The sequence below is a fragment of the Micromonospora haikouensis genome (assembly GCF_000876225.1).
Lineage (GTDB): Bacteria > Actinomycetota > Actinomycetes > Mycobacteriales > Micromonosporaceae > Micromonospora > Micromonospora haikouensis.
The window spans coordinates 1,841,082-1,857,617 of record NZ_JXSX01000003.1 but is presented as its reverse complement, the minus strand read 5'-3'; the positions used below and the strand labels follow the sequence as shown (position 1 = coordinate 1,857,617).

Below are 16,536 nucleotides of genomic sequence, written 5' to 3'. Positions count from 1 at the left end.
AACACACGCCGCCGGCCGGGCCCCGATCACCGGGGCCCGGCCGGCGGCGTCTCCACCTCACCCAGCCGAGCGCAGGGAAAGGGCTCCGTTAGAAGGTGCCCTTCCTTGCAAGCGCTCCTAGGTGGCGGCGATGGTGCCCGTCATCAGGAGGGCGAGCACGAGGGTGCCCAGGGCCACCCGGTACAGCACGAAGACGTAGAGGGTGTGGTGGGCGACGTAGCGCAGCAGCCAGGCGATGGCCGCGTAGCCGATGACGAAGGCGATGAGCGTGGCCACCACCATCTGCGCCCCGCTCGGCGTGGACGTCCCCGGCGCGGACGGCTCGAAGACGTCCCCGACGCTGAAGATGCCGGACATCACGACCGCCGGGATGGCGAGCAGGAACGAGTACCGGGCCGCTGCCTCCCGGGTGAGGTTGAGCAGCAGTCCGGCGGTGAGCGTGCCGCCGGAGCGGGACACCCCGGGGATCAGCGCCATCGCCTGGGCGAAGCCCATGACGATGCCGTCGCGCATCCGGAAGTTCTCCAGGGTGCGGTGCTGCCGCCCCCAGTACTCGGCGAAGGCCAGCACGAACGCGAAGACGATCAGGGTGGTGGCGACCAGCCACAGGTTGCGCCCGGCGGTGCGGATCTGGTCCTTGAACAGGAAGCCGAACAGCCCGATCGGGATCGAGCCGACGATGACGTACCAGCCCATCCGGTAGTCGAGGCTGGCACGCACCGAGCGGTCCCAGAGCCCGACGATCCAGGTCCGGGTGATCCGCCAGATGTCCTTGGCGAAGTAGATGAGCACCGCCGCCTCGGTGCCGAGCTGGGTGACGGCGGTGAACGACGCGCCGGCGTCCCGGCCGAAGAAGATCGCCGAGGTGATCCGCAGGTGCCCCGACGAGCTGACCGGGAGAAACTCCGTGAGCCCCTGGACGACGCCCAGGACGATGGCCTCGATCCAGGTCACTCGCCGACCCCGGACATCTCGAGGGCCTCGGCGACGGTGCGCAGCGTCTGCACGCCGCTGTCGCGGTCGGCGACGAAGAGGGTCACCGACAGGGTGGTGACGCCGGCGGCGGCGTACTCGCGCAGGCGCTCGGCGATGCGCTCCTTGGGCCCGAGCAGCGAGGTGCGGTCGATGAACTCCATCGGCACGGCGGCGGCCGCGTCGCGCTGCCGCTTGGCCAGGTAGAGGTCCTGCACCTCGCGGGCGGCGTCGCCGTAGCCCATCCGGGTGGCGAGCTGGTTGTAGAAGTTCTGCTGCCGGCTGCCCATGCCGCCGACGTAGAGGGCGGCGTACCAGCGGACCAGCTCGGCGCAGGTCGCGACGTCGTCGCCGACGACCACCGGCACCGACGGCACGACGTCGAAGCCGGCCAGTTCCTTGCCGGCCTTCGCCCGGCCGGCGGCCACGGCGGCGAGCTGCTCGTCGGCGAACTCCGGGGCGTAGAAGACGGCCAGCCAGCCGTCGGCGATCTCGCCGGCCAGCTCCAGGTTCTTCGGGCCGACGGCGGCGAGGTAGATCGGGACCTGCTCGCGCGGCGGGTGGAAGCCCAGCCGCAGCGCCTTGCCGGGACCGTCGGGCAGCGGCAGGGTGTAGAACTCGCCGTCGTACGCGACCTCCTTGCGGGCGATGGCGAGCTTGACGATGTCGACGTACTCGCGGGTGCGGGCGAGGGGCTTGGCGAAGCGCACCCCGTGCCAGCCCTCGGAGACCTGGGGGCCGGAGACGCCCAGGCCGAGCCGGAACCGGCCGCCGGAGAGCGTGTCGATGGTCGCCGCCGTCATGGCGGTCATGGCCGGGGTCCGGGCGGGGATCTGCATCACCGCGCTGCCGACGTCGATCCGTTCGGTCTGGCCGGCGATCCAGGCCAGCATGCTCGGCGAGTCGGAGCCGTACGCCTCCGCCGCCCACACCACCGAGTAGCCGAGCCGGTCGGCCTCCTGGGCGAGCGCCAAATGGTCGGCGGGTGTGCTCCACGCCGTCTGGTATCCGAGACTGAGCCCGAGTCGCACTGGTCCTCCCCCATCGGCGCACCACAGGTCGCATCAGGTTACGCAATGCGGGCGGCCCGGCCGATCACCGGCTCACCCCCGAACCCGCCGCCCGGCCGGGTGCAGCGTGTCGCCCGGAGGGCGAGCAGGAACTTGACGGGAGCGAGGATATCCGTGGCGGCGGGTTCGAAATAAGGTTCACCCATGCAACAGCGACCGCTCGGCCGAAGCGGGCTGGCGGTTTCCCGGCTCGCGCTCGGCACCATGACCTGGGGCCGGGACACCGACGCCGACGACGCGGCCGCCCAGCTGAAGAGCTTTCTCGACGCGGGCGGCAACCTGGTGGACACCGCCGACGTGTACGGCGACGGGGACGCGGAGTCGGTCATCGGGTCGCTGCTGGGCAGCCTGGTTCCCCGCGACGAGCTGCTGATCGCGACGAAGGCGGGGCTGCGGCCGGGCAGCGGCCGGCGCCGAGACGGCTCCCGGGGTCACCTGCTGCGCACCCTGGACGCCTCGCTGCGCCGGCTCGGCACGGACCACGTCGACCTGTGGCAGGTCCACGGGTACGACCCGGACACGCCCCTGGAGGAGACCCTCGCGGCGCTGGACCACGCGGTGGCCAGCGGCCGGGTCCGCTACGTCGGGGTGTCGAACTTCTCGGGCTGGCAGACGGCCCGGGCGGCGGCCTGGCAGGCGGCCTGGCCGGGGCGCGCGCCGGTGGTGGCCGCCCAGGTGGAGTACTCGCTGCTGGAGCGGGGCGTCGAGCGGGAGGTGCTGCCGGCGTGCGCGGCGCTGGGGCTGGGGGTGCTGCCCTGGTCGCCGCTGGGGCGGGGGGTGCTCACCGGCAAGTACCGGCACGGCCGGCCGGCGGACTCGCGGGCGGCGTCGCCGCACTTCGAGCCGTTCGTGGCGACGTACCTGGAGCCGCGCTGCTCCAGCATCGTGGAGGCGGTGGCCACGGCGGCCGGGGGGTTGGGCGTGTCGCCGCTGGAGGTGGCGCTCGCGTGGATCCGGGACCGGCCGGGCGTGACGGCGCCGATTCTCGGCGCGCGGACGGTCGGGCAGTTGCTCGGCGCGCTCCAGGTGGAGCGGATGACGCTGCCGGCGGAGATCATCGTCGCGCTCGACGACGTGTCGGCGGTGCCGGTGGGCTATCCCGAGCGGGACGGCTGAGCGGATCCGGCCAGGCCCCCGCGCTGCCGGGCGGGGCGCGGAGGGTGGCGGACGGCCGCCGGGCTGGGCAGCATGGAACGCATGGACTACGAATACGCGCCGCTGCGGCTGCCCTCGAACGTCGACCGGCTGACCGCCGCGGCGCAGTTGGCGATCCAGGCGGAGTTCTCCGGGTGGGAGCTGGCCCGGGTGCGGTTGTACCGGGACGGCACGCGGCAGGTGGTGCTGCGGCGCCGTGTGGTGAACCAGCCGCAGCCCGGCCTGTCGTACTGACCCGGGCGGCACGAGCCCGGCGTCCCGGGGCCCCGCCGGCTGGCCGGGCCCCGGGACGAGCCCGGCCTAGTGGTGGTGCCCCGCGTGGTCGTGCTCCTCGTCGGTCAGGTCGAGGAACGGGTGCTCGTCGAGGCGGCCCACGAGGCGGTCGTCGGCGGCCGGCTGGAACGGGCCCACCGGATCGTCGTCGTCGAAGGACTCCAGGTCGACGGGGGTGCCGACCTCGCTGACCATCACGACCCCGTCGAGCGGCTCCAGCTCCGGCACGTCCAGCGCGGACAGCGAGCCGTCGCCGCTCTGCAGCAGCTCCAGCACCGCCTCGCCGACGCCCTCGACGGGTGCGGCCTCGTCCTCCTCGGGGGTGCCCTCGCGGCGGGCGGCCTCGGCGGCCCGGATCAGCGCGGCGACGCTGGGCACCCGGTAGTCGCGGCGCTGGCGCACCGAGATGACCCGGGGGTGCGGGTCGGTCGCCTCGACGCCCTCGGCCGCGCCGAAGCGCTCGTCGGCCTCGTCGGGGTCGATGGACTCGACATCCCAGGGTGTGACCTCGCCGAACGCGTCGAGCAGCTGCTCGTCGTAGGCGAACGAGGCGTTGTTCAGGGCGACGTACGCCTGCCAGACGTCGTCGTCGTCGATGCGGCCCTGTGCGGCGCGGACGGCGGCCAGGTGGTGGCGGGCGGCGTCGATCACCCGCTCTAGGGCGGCGTCCAGCTCACCGTGCTGGTCGGTCATGTGCGTTCCCTTCGCGATGGGGGACGATCCGTGCCGGGCGGGATGGGGCGGCGGACACGGTCAGCAATTCCGGAGGAAGCGGTCGAGAACCCGCACGCCGAACTGTAGTCCGTCCACCGGCACCCGCTCGTCGATGCCGTGGAACAGGCCGGAGAAGTTGAGGTCGGGCGGCAGCCGCAGCGGGGCGAAGCCGAAGCAGCGGATGCCGAGCTGGGAAAACGCCTTGGCGTCGGTGCCGCCGGAGAGCATGTAGGGCACGGGCCGGGCGCCCGGGTCCTCCGCCCGCAGCGCCGCCGACATGGCCTCGACGAGGTCGCCGTCGAAGGTGGTCTCCAGGGCGGGCTGGCGGTGGACGTACTCGATGGCGATGTCGGGGCCGACCAGCTCGCGCAGCTGCTGTTCGAGGAGCTCGGACTGGCCGGGCAGGCTGCGGCAGTCGATGGTGGCGGTGGCCCGGCCGGGGATGACGTTGTCCTTGTAGCCGGCGGCGAGCCGGGTCGGGTTGGCGGTGTTGCGGATGGTCGCGCCGATGATGTTGGCGATGGGGCCGAGCTTGGCGATGGCCGCCTCCGGGTCCTCGGGGTCGAGTTCGACGCCGAGCAGGTCGGAGACCTCCTCCAGGAAGGCCCGCACGGTGTCGGTGACGACCACGGGGAAGCGGTGCCGGCCGATGCGGGCGACGGCCTCGGCGAGCGCGGTGACGGCGTTGTCGTCGTGCACCATCGAGCCGTGGCCGGGGCGGCCCTTGGCGTGCAGCCGCAGCCAGTCGATGCCCTTCTCGGCGGTCTCGATGAGGTAGAGCCGCTGCGACGCGTCGACGGTGTAGGAGAAGCCGCCGACCTCGCCGATGGCCTCGGTGCAGCCGTCGAAGGCGTCGCGGTGGTGCTGGACGAGGTAGTGCGCCCCGTAGTCGCTGCCGGCCTCCTCGTCGGCGGTGAACGCCAGCACGATGTCGCGGGCGGGCCGGACGCCGGTGCGTTGCCAGTTCCGCACCACGGCCAGCACCATGGCGTCGAAGTCCTTCATGTCGATCGCGCCCCGGCCCCACAGGTAGCCGTCGCGCAGCTCGCCGGAGAACGGGTGCACCGACCACTCGTCGGCGTCGGCCGGGACGACGTCGAGGTGGCCGTGGACGAGCAGGGCGTCCCGGCCGGGGTCGGCGCCGGGGATGCGGGCGACGAGGCTGGCCCGGCCGGGGGCGGACTCGTGGATGCGGGACTCGACGCCCACCTCGGCGAGCTTCTCCGCGACGTACTCCGCGGCGAAGCGCTCGCCCGCGCTGGTGGCGTTGTCCCCGGTGTTGGTGGTGTCGATGCGCAGCAGGTCGCGGCAGAGGTCGACGACCTCGGCGGTGGGGTCGGGCGGGGCGGAGGCGGCGTCGCTCGTCATCGGTTCTTCATACCAGCCGCGCCGGTCGGGCAGCTCCCCCGGCCGCCCGACACCGCCGCCGGCGCCCCGGGCGGCCTCGTCGCGCGGGCCCGCCGTTTCGGCGGTACGCGGTCTGGGTACCGCCGCTGCCGTCCCGCACCGCTCACCGGGCCGCCTCCTCCTCGCAGCGCGCGCCCGCCCGCCGAGGAGGGCACCATGACCGTTCCCCTGCCGCCGCTGCCGCCCGTGCCCGAGGAGGGCTACCGACCCGGCGGCCCGAGCGTGGTCGACCTCGTCGGCCGCGAGCACCGGCAGCTGCTCGACCTGGTCGACCGGGTCACCGGCCCGGACGCCGCGCCGCAGCGGCTCGCCGAGGTCGTCGAGGTGCTGACCGCCGTGGTGTCGCGGCACCTGTCGGCGGAGGAGCAGTACCTGTTCCCCGCCGTCCGGGCGGCGGTGCCCGGGGCGGCCGCGGCGGTCGACCGGGAGGTCGGGGCGGCGGCCGAGCTGCTGGCCGCCCTGAAGTCGCTGGCCGGGCCGGCGGATCCGGCGTTGGCCGACGTTGCCGACCGGGTGCGCCGGCACGTCGCCGGGACGGCGGCGCTGCTGGCGTCGCTGCGCGAGGTGGCCACCGCCGCCGAGTTGATCCGGCTGGGCAACCGGTGGGAGATCGCCGAGGAGGCCGCGCCGACCCGGCCGCACCCGGGGACGCCGGCGAGCCCGCCGTGGAACCGGATCGTCGAGCCGGCGGTGGGGGTGGTGGACAAGGTCCGCGACGCCGTGACGGGGCGGCCCACGTACGCGTCGGACCTGCTTCCACCCGGCGACTGACCGGATACCGGACGGTTACGACGGGGTCACCGACCGGATACCGGGCGGTCACCAATAGACATTGGCCAACTCCTATCCGCCAGAGCCCTTCCATCGATCCTTCCGTGGTCATACCGTCACCGTATGAATCTGGAGCTGAGACACCTGCGGGTGGTCTGCGCCATCGCGGAGACGGGGAGCGTGACGAAGGCGGCGTCCACGCTCGGCCTGGCCCAGCCGGCGCTGACCGCCCAGCTCCAACGCATCGAGCGGGCACTCGGTGGGCCGCTGTTCGAACGGGACCGCCGGGGCGCCCGGCCCACCGCGCTCGGCGAGCTGGTGCTGGCCCGGGCCCGGGTGCTGCTGCCGGCCATGCAGGGCCTCCAGGACGAGGCGGCCCGGCTGGCCGGCGCGGGCCCGACCCCCGCCCGGTACCGCTTCGGCGGGGTGAACAGCCCCATCCTCGGCCGCCTGGTGCACCGGCTCGCCGCCGCGCACCCACAGGCCCAGATCACCACGTACGCCTCCTGGTCCGCCGACGAGCTGGCCCAGCTCGTCGGCGGCGGCCGGCTGGACTACGCGCTGGTCGGGGTCTGCGGCGACGCCGTTCCGCCGGCCGGGTACGGGCTGACCTGGCGGGAGGTGGCGTTGGAGCCGGTGCAGGTGCTGCTGCCCGAGCAGCACCCGATGGCCGACCACGACGAGGTGCGGCTGGTGGACCTGCGCGCCGAGCAGTGGGTCGCCGCACCCGGCGACGGCTGCTTCGGCGACTGCTTCGCCGCCGCCTGCGCCCGCGCCGGCTTCACCCCCCGCAAGGTGTACGAGGCCGACGTGCGCGGCTGCATCGACCTGGTGGAGGCCGGCGCGGCGGTGGCCCTGTGCCAGGCCACCTTCCGCCCGGTCCCCGGCCTGGTGACCCGCCGGCTGGCCGGGGCGCCGCTGCGCTGGCGGCTGCTGCTGGGCTGGCACCCCGACTCGGCCGGCGCGAGCTTCGCCGAGGAGGTGCTGGAGGCGGCGGTGGCCGTGTACGACGACTCGCTCGCCACGCACCCCGACTACCTGGCCTGGCTGCTGCGGCACCCCGACTTCGGGGTACGCCGGTCGGCACCGGCCGGGCCGCTCGCCGGGGGCGCCGGTTCCGGGGTGCGAACCGCCTGACGGTGGGTATCACGGGCCCATGACCGATGCCCAACCGACCGCCGACGACCGGGAGACCCTGCGCGTGGCGGCCGCCGCGCACAGCGCCGCCGCCCGGGACGTGGAGGCGTTCCTGCGCCGCCTGCCCGAGGTCCCCGGCCCCGCCGACGTGACCGAGTACGCCACACTGCTCAGCCGGGAGGAGCGGGCGCGCGGGGAACGCCAGGCCGCCGCCGATGCCTTCGGCCTGCAGATCGGCAGCATGGAATCGGAGTGAGCCCGGCCCGGCCGAGGCCCCGCCGCCGTCGCCGGGCAGCGGGGCCTTCACCGGTCGGGCCGTCGCACGCGGGCCCGGCGGGCCGACGGGCGGGAGGTCAGCGTTCCACGAGGGCGTCGTGGCCCAGGTCGAGCAGGGCACGCCGCCACTCGTCGTCGGCGACGCCGTCGGCCGGGCGGGCGGCGGTCAGGGACCGGATCCGGTCGACCGCCTCCCGCATCACCTCGATGTCCTCGCGGGTGAGGTCGACCTTGCGCTTGCGCAGCACGGCCAGGATCTGCCGGCCCGGCTCGGGCAGGTCGAGGTCGGGCCCCGCCCCGAACGACTCCGTGCCGGAGCCGCGGGTCAGCAGCCAGCTGCGCAGCTGCTCGGAGGTCACGTTCACCTCGGCGTGGAAGTCCTCCCAGAGCACCTCGACCTCGGGATCGAGTCGCGCCTCGCGTACCATCACGCCTCCTCTCCGGGCGGCGGCCCGGACGGCTCCGGATCGCCGGTGTGGGAACCCAGGCCCTCCGGCGGCACCCGCACCCGCGCGGGGTTGGCCGTCGGCGGTGCCTCGATCGGCTCGCTGCGGTCCGGGTCGGTCCCGGCCTCCTCGGCGGCCTCCTCGGGCTCGGTCATCTGCGGCCTCCGCCCCTTCACCGGGGGTGGGACGTCGTGGCGGCGGTGTAGCCCCGGTCGCCGGCGCCCACCTCGAAGGCCAGCGCGCCGTCGCGGGCGTCCACGGTGACCCGCTGCCCGGGCGAGACGGCGCTCTCCAGCAGCATCCGGGACAGCCGGTTGTCCACCTCGCGCTGGATCACCCGGCGCAGCGGGCGGGCCCCGAACTCCGGCTGGTAGCCGTGCTCGGCGAGCCAGTCGATCCCGGCGACGGTGAACGCGACGTCGATGTCCTGGGCGTGCAGGCGGCGGCGGGTCTCCTCCAGCAGCAGCTCGGTGATCTGGCGCAGCTGCTGCTGCTCCAGCCGCCGGAAGATGATCACCTCGTCGATGCGGTTGAGGAACTCCGGGCGGAAGTTCTCCTGGAGCCGACGCATCAGCCGATCGCGCAGCTCGTCGCTCTCCCGTTCGGTGCCGGGCTCGCCCGCGCCGAAGCCCACGGCCCGCTGGGCGCCCGTGATCAGCTCCGAACCGAGGTTGCTCGTCATGATCAGTACGGTGTTCTTGAAGTTCACCGTCCGGCCCTGGCTGTCGGTGAGCCGGCCGTCGTCGAGCACCTGGAGCAGGATGTTGAACACGTCGGGGTGGGCCTTCTCGATCTCGTCGAGCAGCACCACCGCGTACGGGCGGCGGCGCACCGCCTCGGTGAGCTGGCCGGCCTCCTCGTAGCCGACGTAGCCGGGGGGCGCGCCGACGAGCCGGGCGACGGTGTGCCGCTCCTGGAACTCGCTCATGTCCAGCCGGATCATCCGGTCGGCCTCGCCGAACAGCGCCTCCGCCAGGGCCCGGCCCAGCTCCGTCTTGCCCACGCCCGTGGGGCCGAGGAAGAGGAAGCTGCCCATCGGCCGGTTCGGGTCGGCCAGCCCGGTGCGGGAGCGGCGCACCGCCTCGGCGACCGCGCCGACCGCGTCGTCCTGGCCGACGACCTTCTGGTGCAGGTGCCCCTCCAGGCGCAGCAGCCGGTCGCGTTCCTCCTCGGTGAGCTGGGCGACCGGGATGCCGGTGGCCCGGGACACCACCTCGGCGATCTCCTGCGGGCCGACGGCCGGGACCTGGGAGCCGCTGCCGTCGTCGCCCTTGGCCCGGCTGATCTGCGCCTCCAGCTCGGCGAGCCGGTCGCGCAGGGCCGACGCCCGCTCGTACTGCTCGTCGGCGACCGCCTGCTCCTTGTCCCGGCGTACCTCGTCGAGCTGCTGCTCCAGCTCCCGCACGTCGGAGGCGGGGGTGCGGTTGCGCAGCCGCACCCGGGCCCCGGCCTGGTCGATCAGGTCGATGGCCTTGTCGGGCAGGTACCGGTCGGTGACGTACCGGTCGGACAGCTCGGCGGCGGCGACCAGCGCCTCGTCGGTGAACCGGACCTGGTGGTGTGCCTCGTAACGGTCCCGCAGGCCGCGCAGGATGGCGACGGTGTCCTCGACGGTGGGCTCGGGCACCAGCACCGGCTGGAACCGGCGGGCGAGCGCGGCGTCCTTCTCGATGCTGCGGCGGTGCTCGTCCAGGGTGGTCGCGCCGATCACCCGCAGTTCACCGCGGGCCAGCGCCGGCTTGAGCATGTTGGACGCGTCCATGCCGCCCTCGCTGCCCGCCCCGCCCGCGCCGACCAGGGTGTGGATCTCGTCGAGGAAGATGATCAGCTCGTCGCGGTGGGCGCGGATCTCCTCGATGACCTTCTTGAGCCGCTCCTCGAAGTCGCCCCGGTAACGGGTGCCGGCGACCAGGCCCGCCAGGTCGAGCTGCACCACCCGCTTGCCGATCAGCGTCTGCGGCACGTCGCCGTCGCAGATCCGCTCGGCCAGGCCCTCCACGATCGCGGTCTTGCCGACGCCGGCCTCGCCGATGAGCACCGGGTTGTTCTTCGTCCGCCGGGACAGGATCTCCACGGCCTGCTCGATCTCGGCGGCCCGCCCGATCACCGGGTCGATCTGGTCGTTGCGCGCCAGCTCGGTGAGGTCCTGGCCGTACTGGTCGAGGGTCGGGGTGCCGTGGTCGGGCTTCGGGCCGGACATCGGGCCGCGCTCGGCGCTGGCCGCCTGCAACGACTCGGGCTGGATCCGGCCGGCGGCCAGCATCCGGCCCGCCGGCGACTCCGGGTTCAGCGGCAGCGCCATCAGGATGTGCTCGGGGCCGATGTAGTTGGCGCCCATCGCGCGGGAGAGCTGGTGGGCGTCGAGCAGCGCCCGCTTCGCGGCCGGGGTCAGGGACAGGTTCGGCGGCACCTCCCCCCCGGGCTTGCCCTCGCCGCGCCCGCCGAGGGCGTTGACCAGGGCGTCCGGGTCGGCGCCGGCCCGGCGTACCAGGTCGCGCAGCGCGTCGCGCTGCAACGCCGCCCAGAGCAGGTGGTCGGTGTCGAGGTCGTTGCTGTGCCGCTGCGCCGCCCGGCGGGCCGCGTCGGCGAGCATCTCCCGGGCGTCGGCGGTCATCAGCCGGGTGATGTCGACCCGGTGCGCCGGCCGGCGTCCCCCCTCGCCCCGGCCGAAGTACCGGGCCAGGAACTCGTCCCACGGGTCGGAGCCGAGGTCGCCGGGTCCCATCATCGTTGTCCTCCCGCGGGTCGGGCACGCTCGCCGGTGCGGTCGCCGCCGGCACGGTCGGCGGTGGCTACCCGGCGGCCGGCGCGACAAACGCGGCCGGAGGCGGGGACGGGCCGGACGGGCCGGGCGGGAGCAGAGCGGGAGGAGGCGCAGGGCACGGGGCGGCACGGGGAGGAGGCGTGGGGCACGGGGCGGCGGGCCGGCACCGGGGCGGCGACGCGGGCGGGTGCCCCGGCGGGCCGGGCGGGGACGACCGCACGGCGGTGGCAGGCTGGGGGCATGGAGCCGACGCCGCTGCTGATCGTGGACGCCGCCAACGTGGTGGGCTCGCGCCCCGACGGGTGGTGGCGGGACCGGGCCGGGGCCACCGCCCGGCTGCGCGACGCCCTCGTCCCGCTGGCCGAGTCCGGGGTCCCGCCGCACCTGCCCGGGCCGGCGGAGGTGGTGCTGGTGGTGGAGGGCGCCGCGCGGGGCGTCCCGGCCGTGCCGGGCGTGCGGGTGGTCGCCGCCCCGGGGTCGGGCGACGACACCATCGTCGGCCTCGTCGGGGCCGCCCCGGGCCGCCGCCGCCTCGTGGTCACCGCCGACCGTGAGCTGCGCTCCCGGGTGGGCGCGCTGGGCGCCGAGGTCCAGGGCCCCCGCTGGCTCCCCACCTGACCCCCACCCCACCCCACCCACCCACCCCGGCCGGTGATCAAGAGAAAAGTGTCAGGGTTGATCTCGACGGTGACGCAAACCTCTTGATCACCGGACGCCCGGCCGAGGGGGGTGAGTCCTGTGGGTGGGATCGGGTGACGCGCGGACGAGACATTCGGGCGGGGTTTGCGCACGTCAGTGACGTAATCGGACAGCCGGGCAGCAACACCGACAGGGCGGATGTTCTCTCCCCACGGGGGATGGGTTGTAATGGAGATCTCCCCGCCCCCAGGAGGTCCCCGTGGCGAGCGTCGCCGAGCTGAAGGCAGCCATCGATGTCGCCCTCCAACAGATCGGCGACGGGCAGACCGCGGTGCAGGCGGCCGGTGAGAAGCTGGCCGAGGCGCAGCAGACACTGGCCGGGGCGCTGGAGGGCAGCGGGCACGAGACCGTCGAGGCGGCGCAGGCGTCACTGACCCAGGCCAGCCAGGAGCTGGAGGAATGCCTCGCGGCGACCCTCGTCGCGGTGGAGCAGGCGCAACTCTACGTCTCGACCCTGTAAGGGGCGGGCGTGTCCATCATCGAGGACGTCGGGGCCCAGGTGCGGGCCGCCGCGGAGGAGTTCCCGCTGGCCCAGCTCGCCCTCGCGCTGGAGAAGTTCGGTCAGGCCACCGAGCGGCTGCGCTGGGTGCGGCAGGAGTCGGCCAACCCGATGGGGGTGCCGGAGCTGTCCGCGGCCGTCGAGCACGCCGAGTCCGCCGGGCACGCGCTGCGGGTGGCCCAGGAGCAACTGTCGACGTACCTCTCGGCCATCGGCCTGGCCCCCGACGGCGCGCCGCCGGCCCGCCCGGCCGGCGACCGGCAGGTGCACGACGCCCCGCGCGACGCGCCGCCCGCCGCCGGCGACGGACCGCCCCCGGCCCGCGACGACAACCCGGTGCTGCGCCGCTGGTGGGCGGTGCGGGTAGCGGAGCTGACCGGCGGCCGGGAGGGCGCGCCGGACGAGCCGGACGAGCGGATCGGCGATTCCCGGGAGCTGCTGCGCCGGGTCGCCGACGGGGTCCGTGGCGGCGACCGGGACCGGCTGCACCGCGAGCTGCGCGCCGCACACGCCGACGTCGGCCTCGGCCTGGCCGCGCTCGCCCCGCCGCTGCTGCGCGAGCTGGCCGGGGAGCTGCTCGGGCACCCGCCCCGCGCCGACGACCTGCCCCGGCTGCGTCGGGAGCTGGACGGCCGGGTGCGCGACCTGCTGCCCGGGCTGCCCCCGCCGGTGCTGGAGACGCTGCTGACCCGGGTCTGCCGGATGCCCCCGCCGCCGCGCGGCAGCGGCGAGGAGCAGCCGCACGCCGCCGACGCGGCCGTCACCGCCGGCGTGGTCACCGCCGTGCTGCTGGCCCGCCTCGGCAAGGACCTGCCCCACGACGAGGGGCAGGCCGACAAGGAGAGCGGGCCCGCGCAGCAGAAGCGTCGCGAGGCCGAACGCGACGCCTGGGACGAGGCGACGCGGCAGCGGGCGGACCGCGAGCGCGCCGCCCGGGAGCGGGCCGCGCAGGGCCTGCCCCCCGTGCGGCCCGCGCCGCCCACCGGGCGCGCCGGCCGGGGGTCCGATGGCTGACCGCCGCGCCCAGCTGGTGACCCGGGTGCGGGGCATGCTCTCCGAGGCGCTGGGCGCCACCCGGCACCGGCTCGCCGTCGCCGACGCCGAGCTGGCCGCCGCCCGGGACCGGCTGGCCAGGGTGCAGCACGCCGCGGCGGCCGTGCCGGAGAAGGTGGGGGCGCAGCGGGACCGGCGGCTCGCCGAGATCGACGCCCGGCACACCGCCCGGATCGCCGAGCTGGCCCGCCGGGCCGTCGACGCCGCCCGCCGCGAGGCGCCCGGCGCGGCCAGCGCCGACTGGGCGCAGTGGACCGCGACGCCGGCCGGTCGCGGCGAGACCCCCGGCGCCGTACGCGTCGGCACCGTGCGCATCCCCGGCGCGGAGCCGGTGCCGGCGCTGGTGCCGCTGCTCGACGCCGGGCACGTGCACCTGAGCGGGGACGGGGCCGACGGCGGGGCTGCCGTGGTGCCGGCGCTGCTGCTGCGCAGCCTGGGTCGGGCCGACCCGGGCGCGGTGCGGCTGTTCGGCTACGACCCGGAGCACCTCGGCGGGGGGCTGGCCGGTTTCGCCCCGCTGGGCACCGCCGGGCTGCTCACCTTCGTCGGCCCGGGCGGGCTGGGCCGGCTGCTCGACGACCTGGTGGAGCAGATCCGCCGGATCAACGAGACCGTGCTCGCCGGGGAATACCGCTCGCTGCGGGAGCTGGCCGCCGCGACCGGCCGCCGTCCGGAGCCGTGGCGGGTGGCGGTGCTGCTCGGCGGCGACGAGCTGTCCCGGCACGAGCGCGGCCAGCTCGACCGGGTCGTACGCACCGGCGCGGCGTGCGGGGTGCACCTGGTCGTACGCGGCGTGCCGGTGCCGGACGACCCGACGGTGACCCGGGTCGTGGTGGGCCCCGACGGCGCCCGGGTGGGCGGCCCGCCCGGCCTGCCGGTGACCCTGGACCCGCCGCCGCCGGCCACGCTGGTCACCGAGACGTGCCGGCAGGTCGCCGCCCGGGTCAACGCCGGCCCCCCGCCGGCCCCGTTCACCGACCTGCTGCCGCCGCCGGAGCAGATGTGGCGGGAGGATTCCTCGACGGGGCTGACCGCGCCCATCGGCGAGGGCCCGCACGGCCGCCCGGTGCTGCTCAATCTCGGCGACTACCCGCCGCACGCGCTGATCGGCGGGCCGTCCGGCACCGGCAAGACCAACCTGATCTTCGCCTGGATCGGGGCGCTGGCCTCCCGCTACTCCCCCGCCGAGCTGGAGTTCTACCTGCTCGACTTCAAGGAGGGGGTGTCCTTCGCCCGGTTCGCCCAGGGCCGGCGGGACCCGAGCTGGCTGCCGCACATGCGGCTCGTCGGGATCAACGTCAACACCGACCGGGAGTTCGGGCTGGCGCTGCTGCGGTTCCTCGCCGAGGAGCTGCGTCGGCGCGCCGACGCGGCGAAGAAGCACGAGGTGACCAAGCTCGCCGAGCTGCGGGCGGTCGACCCGACCGGGCACTGGCCCCGCATCGTCGCGGTGGTCGACGAGTTCCAGGCGCTGCTGGCCGGCCGGGACGTGGTCGCCCGGGAGGCCGCCGACCTGCTCGAAGACCTGGCCCGCCGGGGCCGTTCCCAGGGCATCCACCTGGTGCTGGCCTCGCAGGACGTGCGCGGCATCGAGGCGCTGTGGGGGCGGCCGGCGCTGGTCGCCCAGTTCACCCTGCGCATCGCGCTGCCCAAGGCGCTGCGCATCCTCGCCGAACGCAACGACGCCGCCCAGTCCCTGCCCCGCCACCACGCGGTGGTCAACGCCGAGTCGGGCCTGGTCGAGGGCAACGAGGTGGCGCGCATCCCGTCGGCCAGCGACTGGGACGCGTGGAGCGAGCTGCAGCACCGGCTGTGGCGGATGCGCCCCGCCGACGCGAAGCCGGCCCGGCTCTTCGACGGCGACGCGATCCCCCGGCTCGCCGACGCCCCGGACTTCCGGGCGCTCACCCCGCCCGAGGGCGACGGGGTGCCGCGCAGCCCGGTGGCCCTGCTCGGGGAGATCATCGACGTGCAGGCCCGCTCGGCGGCGCTGCGGCTGCCCCGGGCGCCCGGGCGTAACCTCGCCGTGCTGGGCACCCGCGTCGACGAGGCGTGCGCCGTGCTGGACGCCGCCGCCCGGTCGCTGGCCCGCCAGCACCGCCCCGGCACCGCCCGGTACTCCATCGCCTGCCTCGACCCCGACGCCGACCCGGCCGCCCGGGAGCTCTACGCCGACCTGGCCGACGACGCCGCCTGGTACGACGACGAGACCGTACCGGAGCTGATGGCCGAGACGGCGGCGGCCCTGGACCGGCCGGGCACCCCCGCCACCCCGCACTACCTGCTGCTGTACGCGGTCGACGCGGCGGCGGGGCGGCTGGCCGCACGGGTCGGCGGGCGCACCGGGCTGGAGCACCTGCGGCGCATCCTGCACGACGGCCCGGAGCGGCGCACCCACGTGCTGGCCTGGTGGCGCGGCGTGGCCCGGATGCGGGTCGACCTCGGCGGGCCGGCCGCCCGCACCGACCAGATCGGCGCGTGGGTGGCCCTCGACGTGCAGGGCGGCGAGCTGGGCTCGTCGCTGTACCCGGGCAGCGGCGGCCCCGACTGGTATCCCCGGCCGTGGCGGGGGCTCTTCTTCGACCGGGCGGCGCACCGCACCGGGCAGGTCATCATCCCCTACGGACCGTCGGCGTGAACGAACCGGTGACCAGTGAGACGTACGCGGCGCAGGTGCGGCGGCTGGCCGAGCTGACCGACCGGGTGCGCACCCAGCGCGCCGAGGCCCACGCCTGGCACGAGCAGCAGTGCGCCGCCGCCGAGCGGGCCGTCGCCGAGGCCGCCGAGCAGTTGCGCGAGGCCGAGCGGGAGGCGGCCGACGCCCGCGAGCTGGTGGAGCGGGTGGACGCCGAGGCGGCCCACCTGTGGCAGCAGTTGCGGGCCCGGTTGGGCGCGGGTGCCCGCCGGCTCGGCGACCCGCCCGGCCCGGCCCGGGACGCCTCGGGCGACCCGCTGCTGCTGTTGCACGGGGTGCGCGGGCTGCTGGACCGCACCCGGCAGCCCGGCGAGCTGCCCGCCTCGGCGAACCCGCTGCTGGCGCTGTGCGGGGTGGTGGGCGCGGCGCTGATGTTCGCGCTCGGCCTGGGTGCCCGGGTGTTGGGGGCCCGCAACGGCGGGGACCTGGCGGTGGGCCTGCCGGTGTTGGCGCTGGTGGTGACCCTGCTCGGCCCGCTGGTCGGGTTGGCCCTGGCCAAGCGGCTCGCGGACCGTCGGCACGCGGTGCTGTCGCCCCGGCCGGTCACGGTCGTCCTGGTGGCGGGCCTGGTGACGACCGGGGTGCTGCTGGTCCTCGCCCGCTGA

17 protein-coding genes are annotated in these 16,536 nt (G+C 75.6%); 10 read left to right on the top strand and 7 right to left on the bottom strand.

Annotated features, from left to right (window positions below):
- Positions 1–117: 117 nt before the first annotated feature.
- On the bottom strand, positions 118–954 hold the full coding sequence (locus TK50_RS29250) for an undecaprenyl-diphosphate phosphatase (RefSeq protein ID WP_043968773.1): 837 nt from the start codon (positions 952–954) through the stop codon (positions 118–120).
- Positions 951–2,003, bottom strand: a complete 1,053-nt coding sequence (locus TK50_RS29245; RefSeq protein ID WP_043968772.1) for an LLM class F420-dependent oxidoreductase — start codon at positions 2,001–2,003, stop codon at positions 951–953. Before TK50_RS29245 ends, TK50_RS29250 begins: the two co-directional genes overlap by 4 nt.
- Before the next feature lie 183 nt (positions 2,004–2,186).
- On the opposite strand from TK50_RS29245, the gene TK50_RS29240 reads away from it, so the two are divergent.
- Complete coding sequence (locus tag TK50_RS29240) at positions 2,187–3,158, top strand: aldo/keto reductase (RefSeq protein ID WP_043968769.1); 972 nt, start codon at positions 2,187–2,189, stop codon at positions 3,156–3,158.
- Between the two features lie 81 nt (positions 3,159–3,239).
- Positions 3,240–3,431: a DUF5703 family protein gene (locus TK50_RS29235; RefSeq protein ID WP_043969542.1), complete on the top strand. Its 192-nt coding sequence runs from the start codon at positions 3,240–3,242 to the stop codon at positions 3,429–3,431.
- A 66-nt stretch (positions 3,432–3,497) separates the two neighbouring features.
- Here TK50_RS29235 and TK50_RS29230 read toward each other — a convergent pair whose 3' ends face one another.
- Positions 3,498–4,163, bottom strand: coding sequence for a hypothetical protein (locus TK50_RS29230; RefSeq protein WP_043968768.1), 666 nt, complete (start codon positions 4,161–4,163; stop codon positions 3,498–3,500).
- Positions 4,164–4,223: 60 nt separating this feature from the next.
- The gene (locus TK50_RS29225; RefSeq protein ID WP_043968764.1) at positions 4,224–5,552 is read right to left on the bottom strand and encodes a M20/M25/M40 family metallo-hydrolase; all 1,329 of its coding nucleotides are present in this window, start codon (positions 5,550–5,552) and stop codon (positions 4,224–4,226) included.
- Positions 5,553–5,747: 195 nt separating this feature from the next.
- Between TK50_RS29225 and TK50_RS29220 the strand changes: the two genes are divergently transcribed.
- The 3 genes from TK50_RS29220 to TK50_RS29210 all read left to right on the top strand — a co-directional run bounded on the left by TK50_RS29220 (position 5,748) and on the right by TK50_RS29210 (position 7,755).
- Complete coding sequence (locus tag TK50_RS29220; protein WP_043968763.1) at positions 5,748–6,362, top strand: hemerythrin domain-containing protein; 615 nt, start codon at positions 5,748–5,750, stop codon at positions 6,360–6,362.
- 123 nt (positions 6,363–6,485) lie between these two features.
- The gene (locus TK50_RS29215; protein WP_043968762.1) at positions 6,486–7,499 is read left to right on the top strand and encodes a LysR family transcriptional regulator; all 1,014 of its coding nucleotides are present in this window, start codon (positions 6,486–6,488) and stop codon (positions 7,497–7,499) included.
- Positions 7,500–7,518: 19 nt separating this feature from the next.
- Entirely contained in the window at positions 7,519–7,755 is a 237-nt protein-coding gene (locus tag TK50_RS29210; RefSeq protein ID WP_043968761.1) for a hypothetical protein, read from the top strand.
- A gap of 97 nt (positions 7,756–7,852) precedes the next feature.
- Here TK50_RS29210 and TK50_RS29205 read toward each other — a convergent pair whose 3' ends face one another.
- Genes TK50_RS29205 through TK50_RS29200 form a run of 3 tightly spaced genes read right to left on the bottom strand, consistent with a single transcriptional unit; the run spans position 7,853 to position 10,949 of the window.
- Positions 7,853–8,203, bottom strand: coding sequence for a DUF3140 domain-containing protein (locus TK50_RS29205; protein ID WP_043968760.1), 351 nt, complete (start codon positions 8,201–8,203; stop codon positions 7,853–7,855).
- On the bottom strand, positions 8,203–8,376 hold the full coding sequence (locus TK50_RS34255; protein WP_158229503.1) for a hypothetical protein: 174 nt from the start codon (positions 8,374–8,376) through the stop codon (positions 8,203–8,205). Before TK50_RS34255 ends, TK50_RS29205 begins: the two co-directional genes overlap by 1 nt.
- 17 nt (positions 8,377–8,393) lie before the next feature.
- Complete coding sequence (locus TK50_RS29200) at positions 8,394–10,949, bottom strand: ATP-dependent Clp protease ATP-binding subunit (protein WP_043968758.1); 2,556 nt, start codon at positions 10,947–10,949, stop codon at positions 8,394–8,396.
- Between the two features lie 276 nt (positions 10,950–11,225).
- Between TK50_RS29200 and TK50_RS29195 the strand changes: the two genes are divergently transcribed.
- From TK50_RS29195 to TK50_RS29175, 5 genes are all read left to right on the top strand, one after another.
- Positions 11,226–11,603: a PIN domain-containing protein gene (locus TK50_RS29195; protein WP_043968756.1), complete on the top strand. Its 378-nt coding sequence runs from the start codon at positions 11,226–11,228 to the stop codon at positions 11,601–11,603.
- Positions 11,604–11,883: 280 nt separating this feature from the next.
- Positions 11,884–12,144 (top strand): hypothetical protein, encoded by a 261-nt coding sequence (locus TK50_RS29190; protein WP_007076395.1) that lies wholly within the window; start codon positions 11,884–11,886, stop codon positions 12,142–12,144.
- Positions 12,145–12,153: 9 nt separating this feature from the next.
- On the top strand, positions 12,154–13,197 hold the full coding sequence (locus tag TK50_RS29185) for a hypothetical protein (RefSeq protein ID WP_229406889.1): 1,044 nt from the start codon (positions 12,154–12,156) through the stop codon (positions 13,195–13,197).
- Entirely contained in the window at positions 13,190–15,874 is a 2,685-nt protein-coding gene (locus tag TK50_RS29180; protein WP_043968754.1) for an FtsK/SpoIIIE domain-containing protein, read from the top strand. Before TK50_RS29185 ends, TK50_RS29180 begins: the two co-directional genes overlap by 8 nt.
- Positions 15,871–16,536 carry a hypothetical protein gene (locus TK50_RS29175; protein ID WP_043968752.1) on the top strand — a complete coding sequence of 222 codons (666 nt, stop codon included), beginning with the start codon at positions 15,871–15,873 and terminating at the stop codon, positions 16,534–16,536. Before TK50_RS29180 ends, TK50_RS29175 begins: the two co-directional genes overlap by 4 nt.

Bases quoted from the DNA above. Each gene is read 5' to 3' on its own strand.
- TK50_RS34255 (WP_158229503.1), bottom strand. From the start codon at position 8,376: ATGACCGAGCCCGAGGAGGCCGCCGAGGAGGCCGGGACCGACCCGGAC.
- TK50_RS29235 (WP_043969542.1), top strand. From the start codon at position 3,240: ATGGACTACGAATACGCGCCGCTGCGGCTGCCCTCGAACGTCGACCGG.
- TK50_RS29205 (WP_043968760.1), bottom strand. From the start codon at position 8,203: ATGGTACGCGAGGCGCGACTCGATCCCGAGGTCGAGGTGCTCTGGGAG.
- TK50_RS29220 (WP_043968763.1), top strand. From the start codon at position 5,748: ATGACCGTTCCCCTGCCGCCGCTGCCGCCCGTGCCCGAGGAGGGCTAC.
- TK50_RS29210 (WP_043968761.1), top strand. From the start codon at position 7,519: ATGACCGATGCCCAACCGACCGCCGACGACCGGGAGACCCTGCGCGTG.
- TK50_RS29240 (WP_043968769.1), top strand. From the start codon at position 2,187: ATGCAACAGCGACCGCTCGGCCGAAGCGGGCTGGCGGTTTCCCGGCTC.
- TK50_RS29225 (WP_043968764.1), bottom strand. From the start codon at position 5,552: ATGACGAGCGACGCCGCCTCCGCCCCGCCCGACCCCACCGCCGAGGTC.
- TK50_RS29180 (WP_043968754.1), top strand. From the start codon at position 13,190: ATGGCTGACCGCCGCGCCCAGCTGGTGACCCGGGTGCGGGGCATGCTC.
- TK50_RS29200 (WP_043968758.1), bottom strand. From the start codon at position 10,949: ATGATGGGACCCGGCGACCTCGGCTCCGACCCGTGGGACGAGTTCCTG.
- TK50_RS29215 (WP_043968762.1), top strand. From the start codon at position 6,486: ATGAATCTGGAGCTGAGACACCTGCGGGTGGTCTGCGCCATCGCGGAG.
- TK50_RS29230 (WP_043968768.1), bottom strand. From the start codon at position 4,163: ATGACCGACCAGCACGGTGAGCTGGACGCCGCCCTAGAGCGGGTGATC.
- TK50_RS29195 (WP_043968756.1), top strand. From the start codon at position 11,226: ATGGAGCCGACGCCGCTGCTGATCGTGGACGCCGCCAACGTGGTGGGC.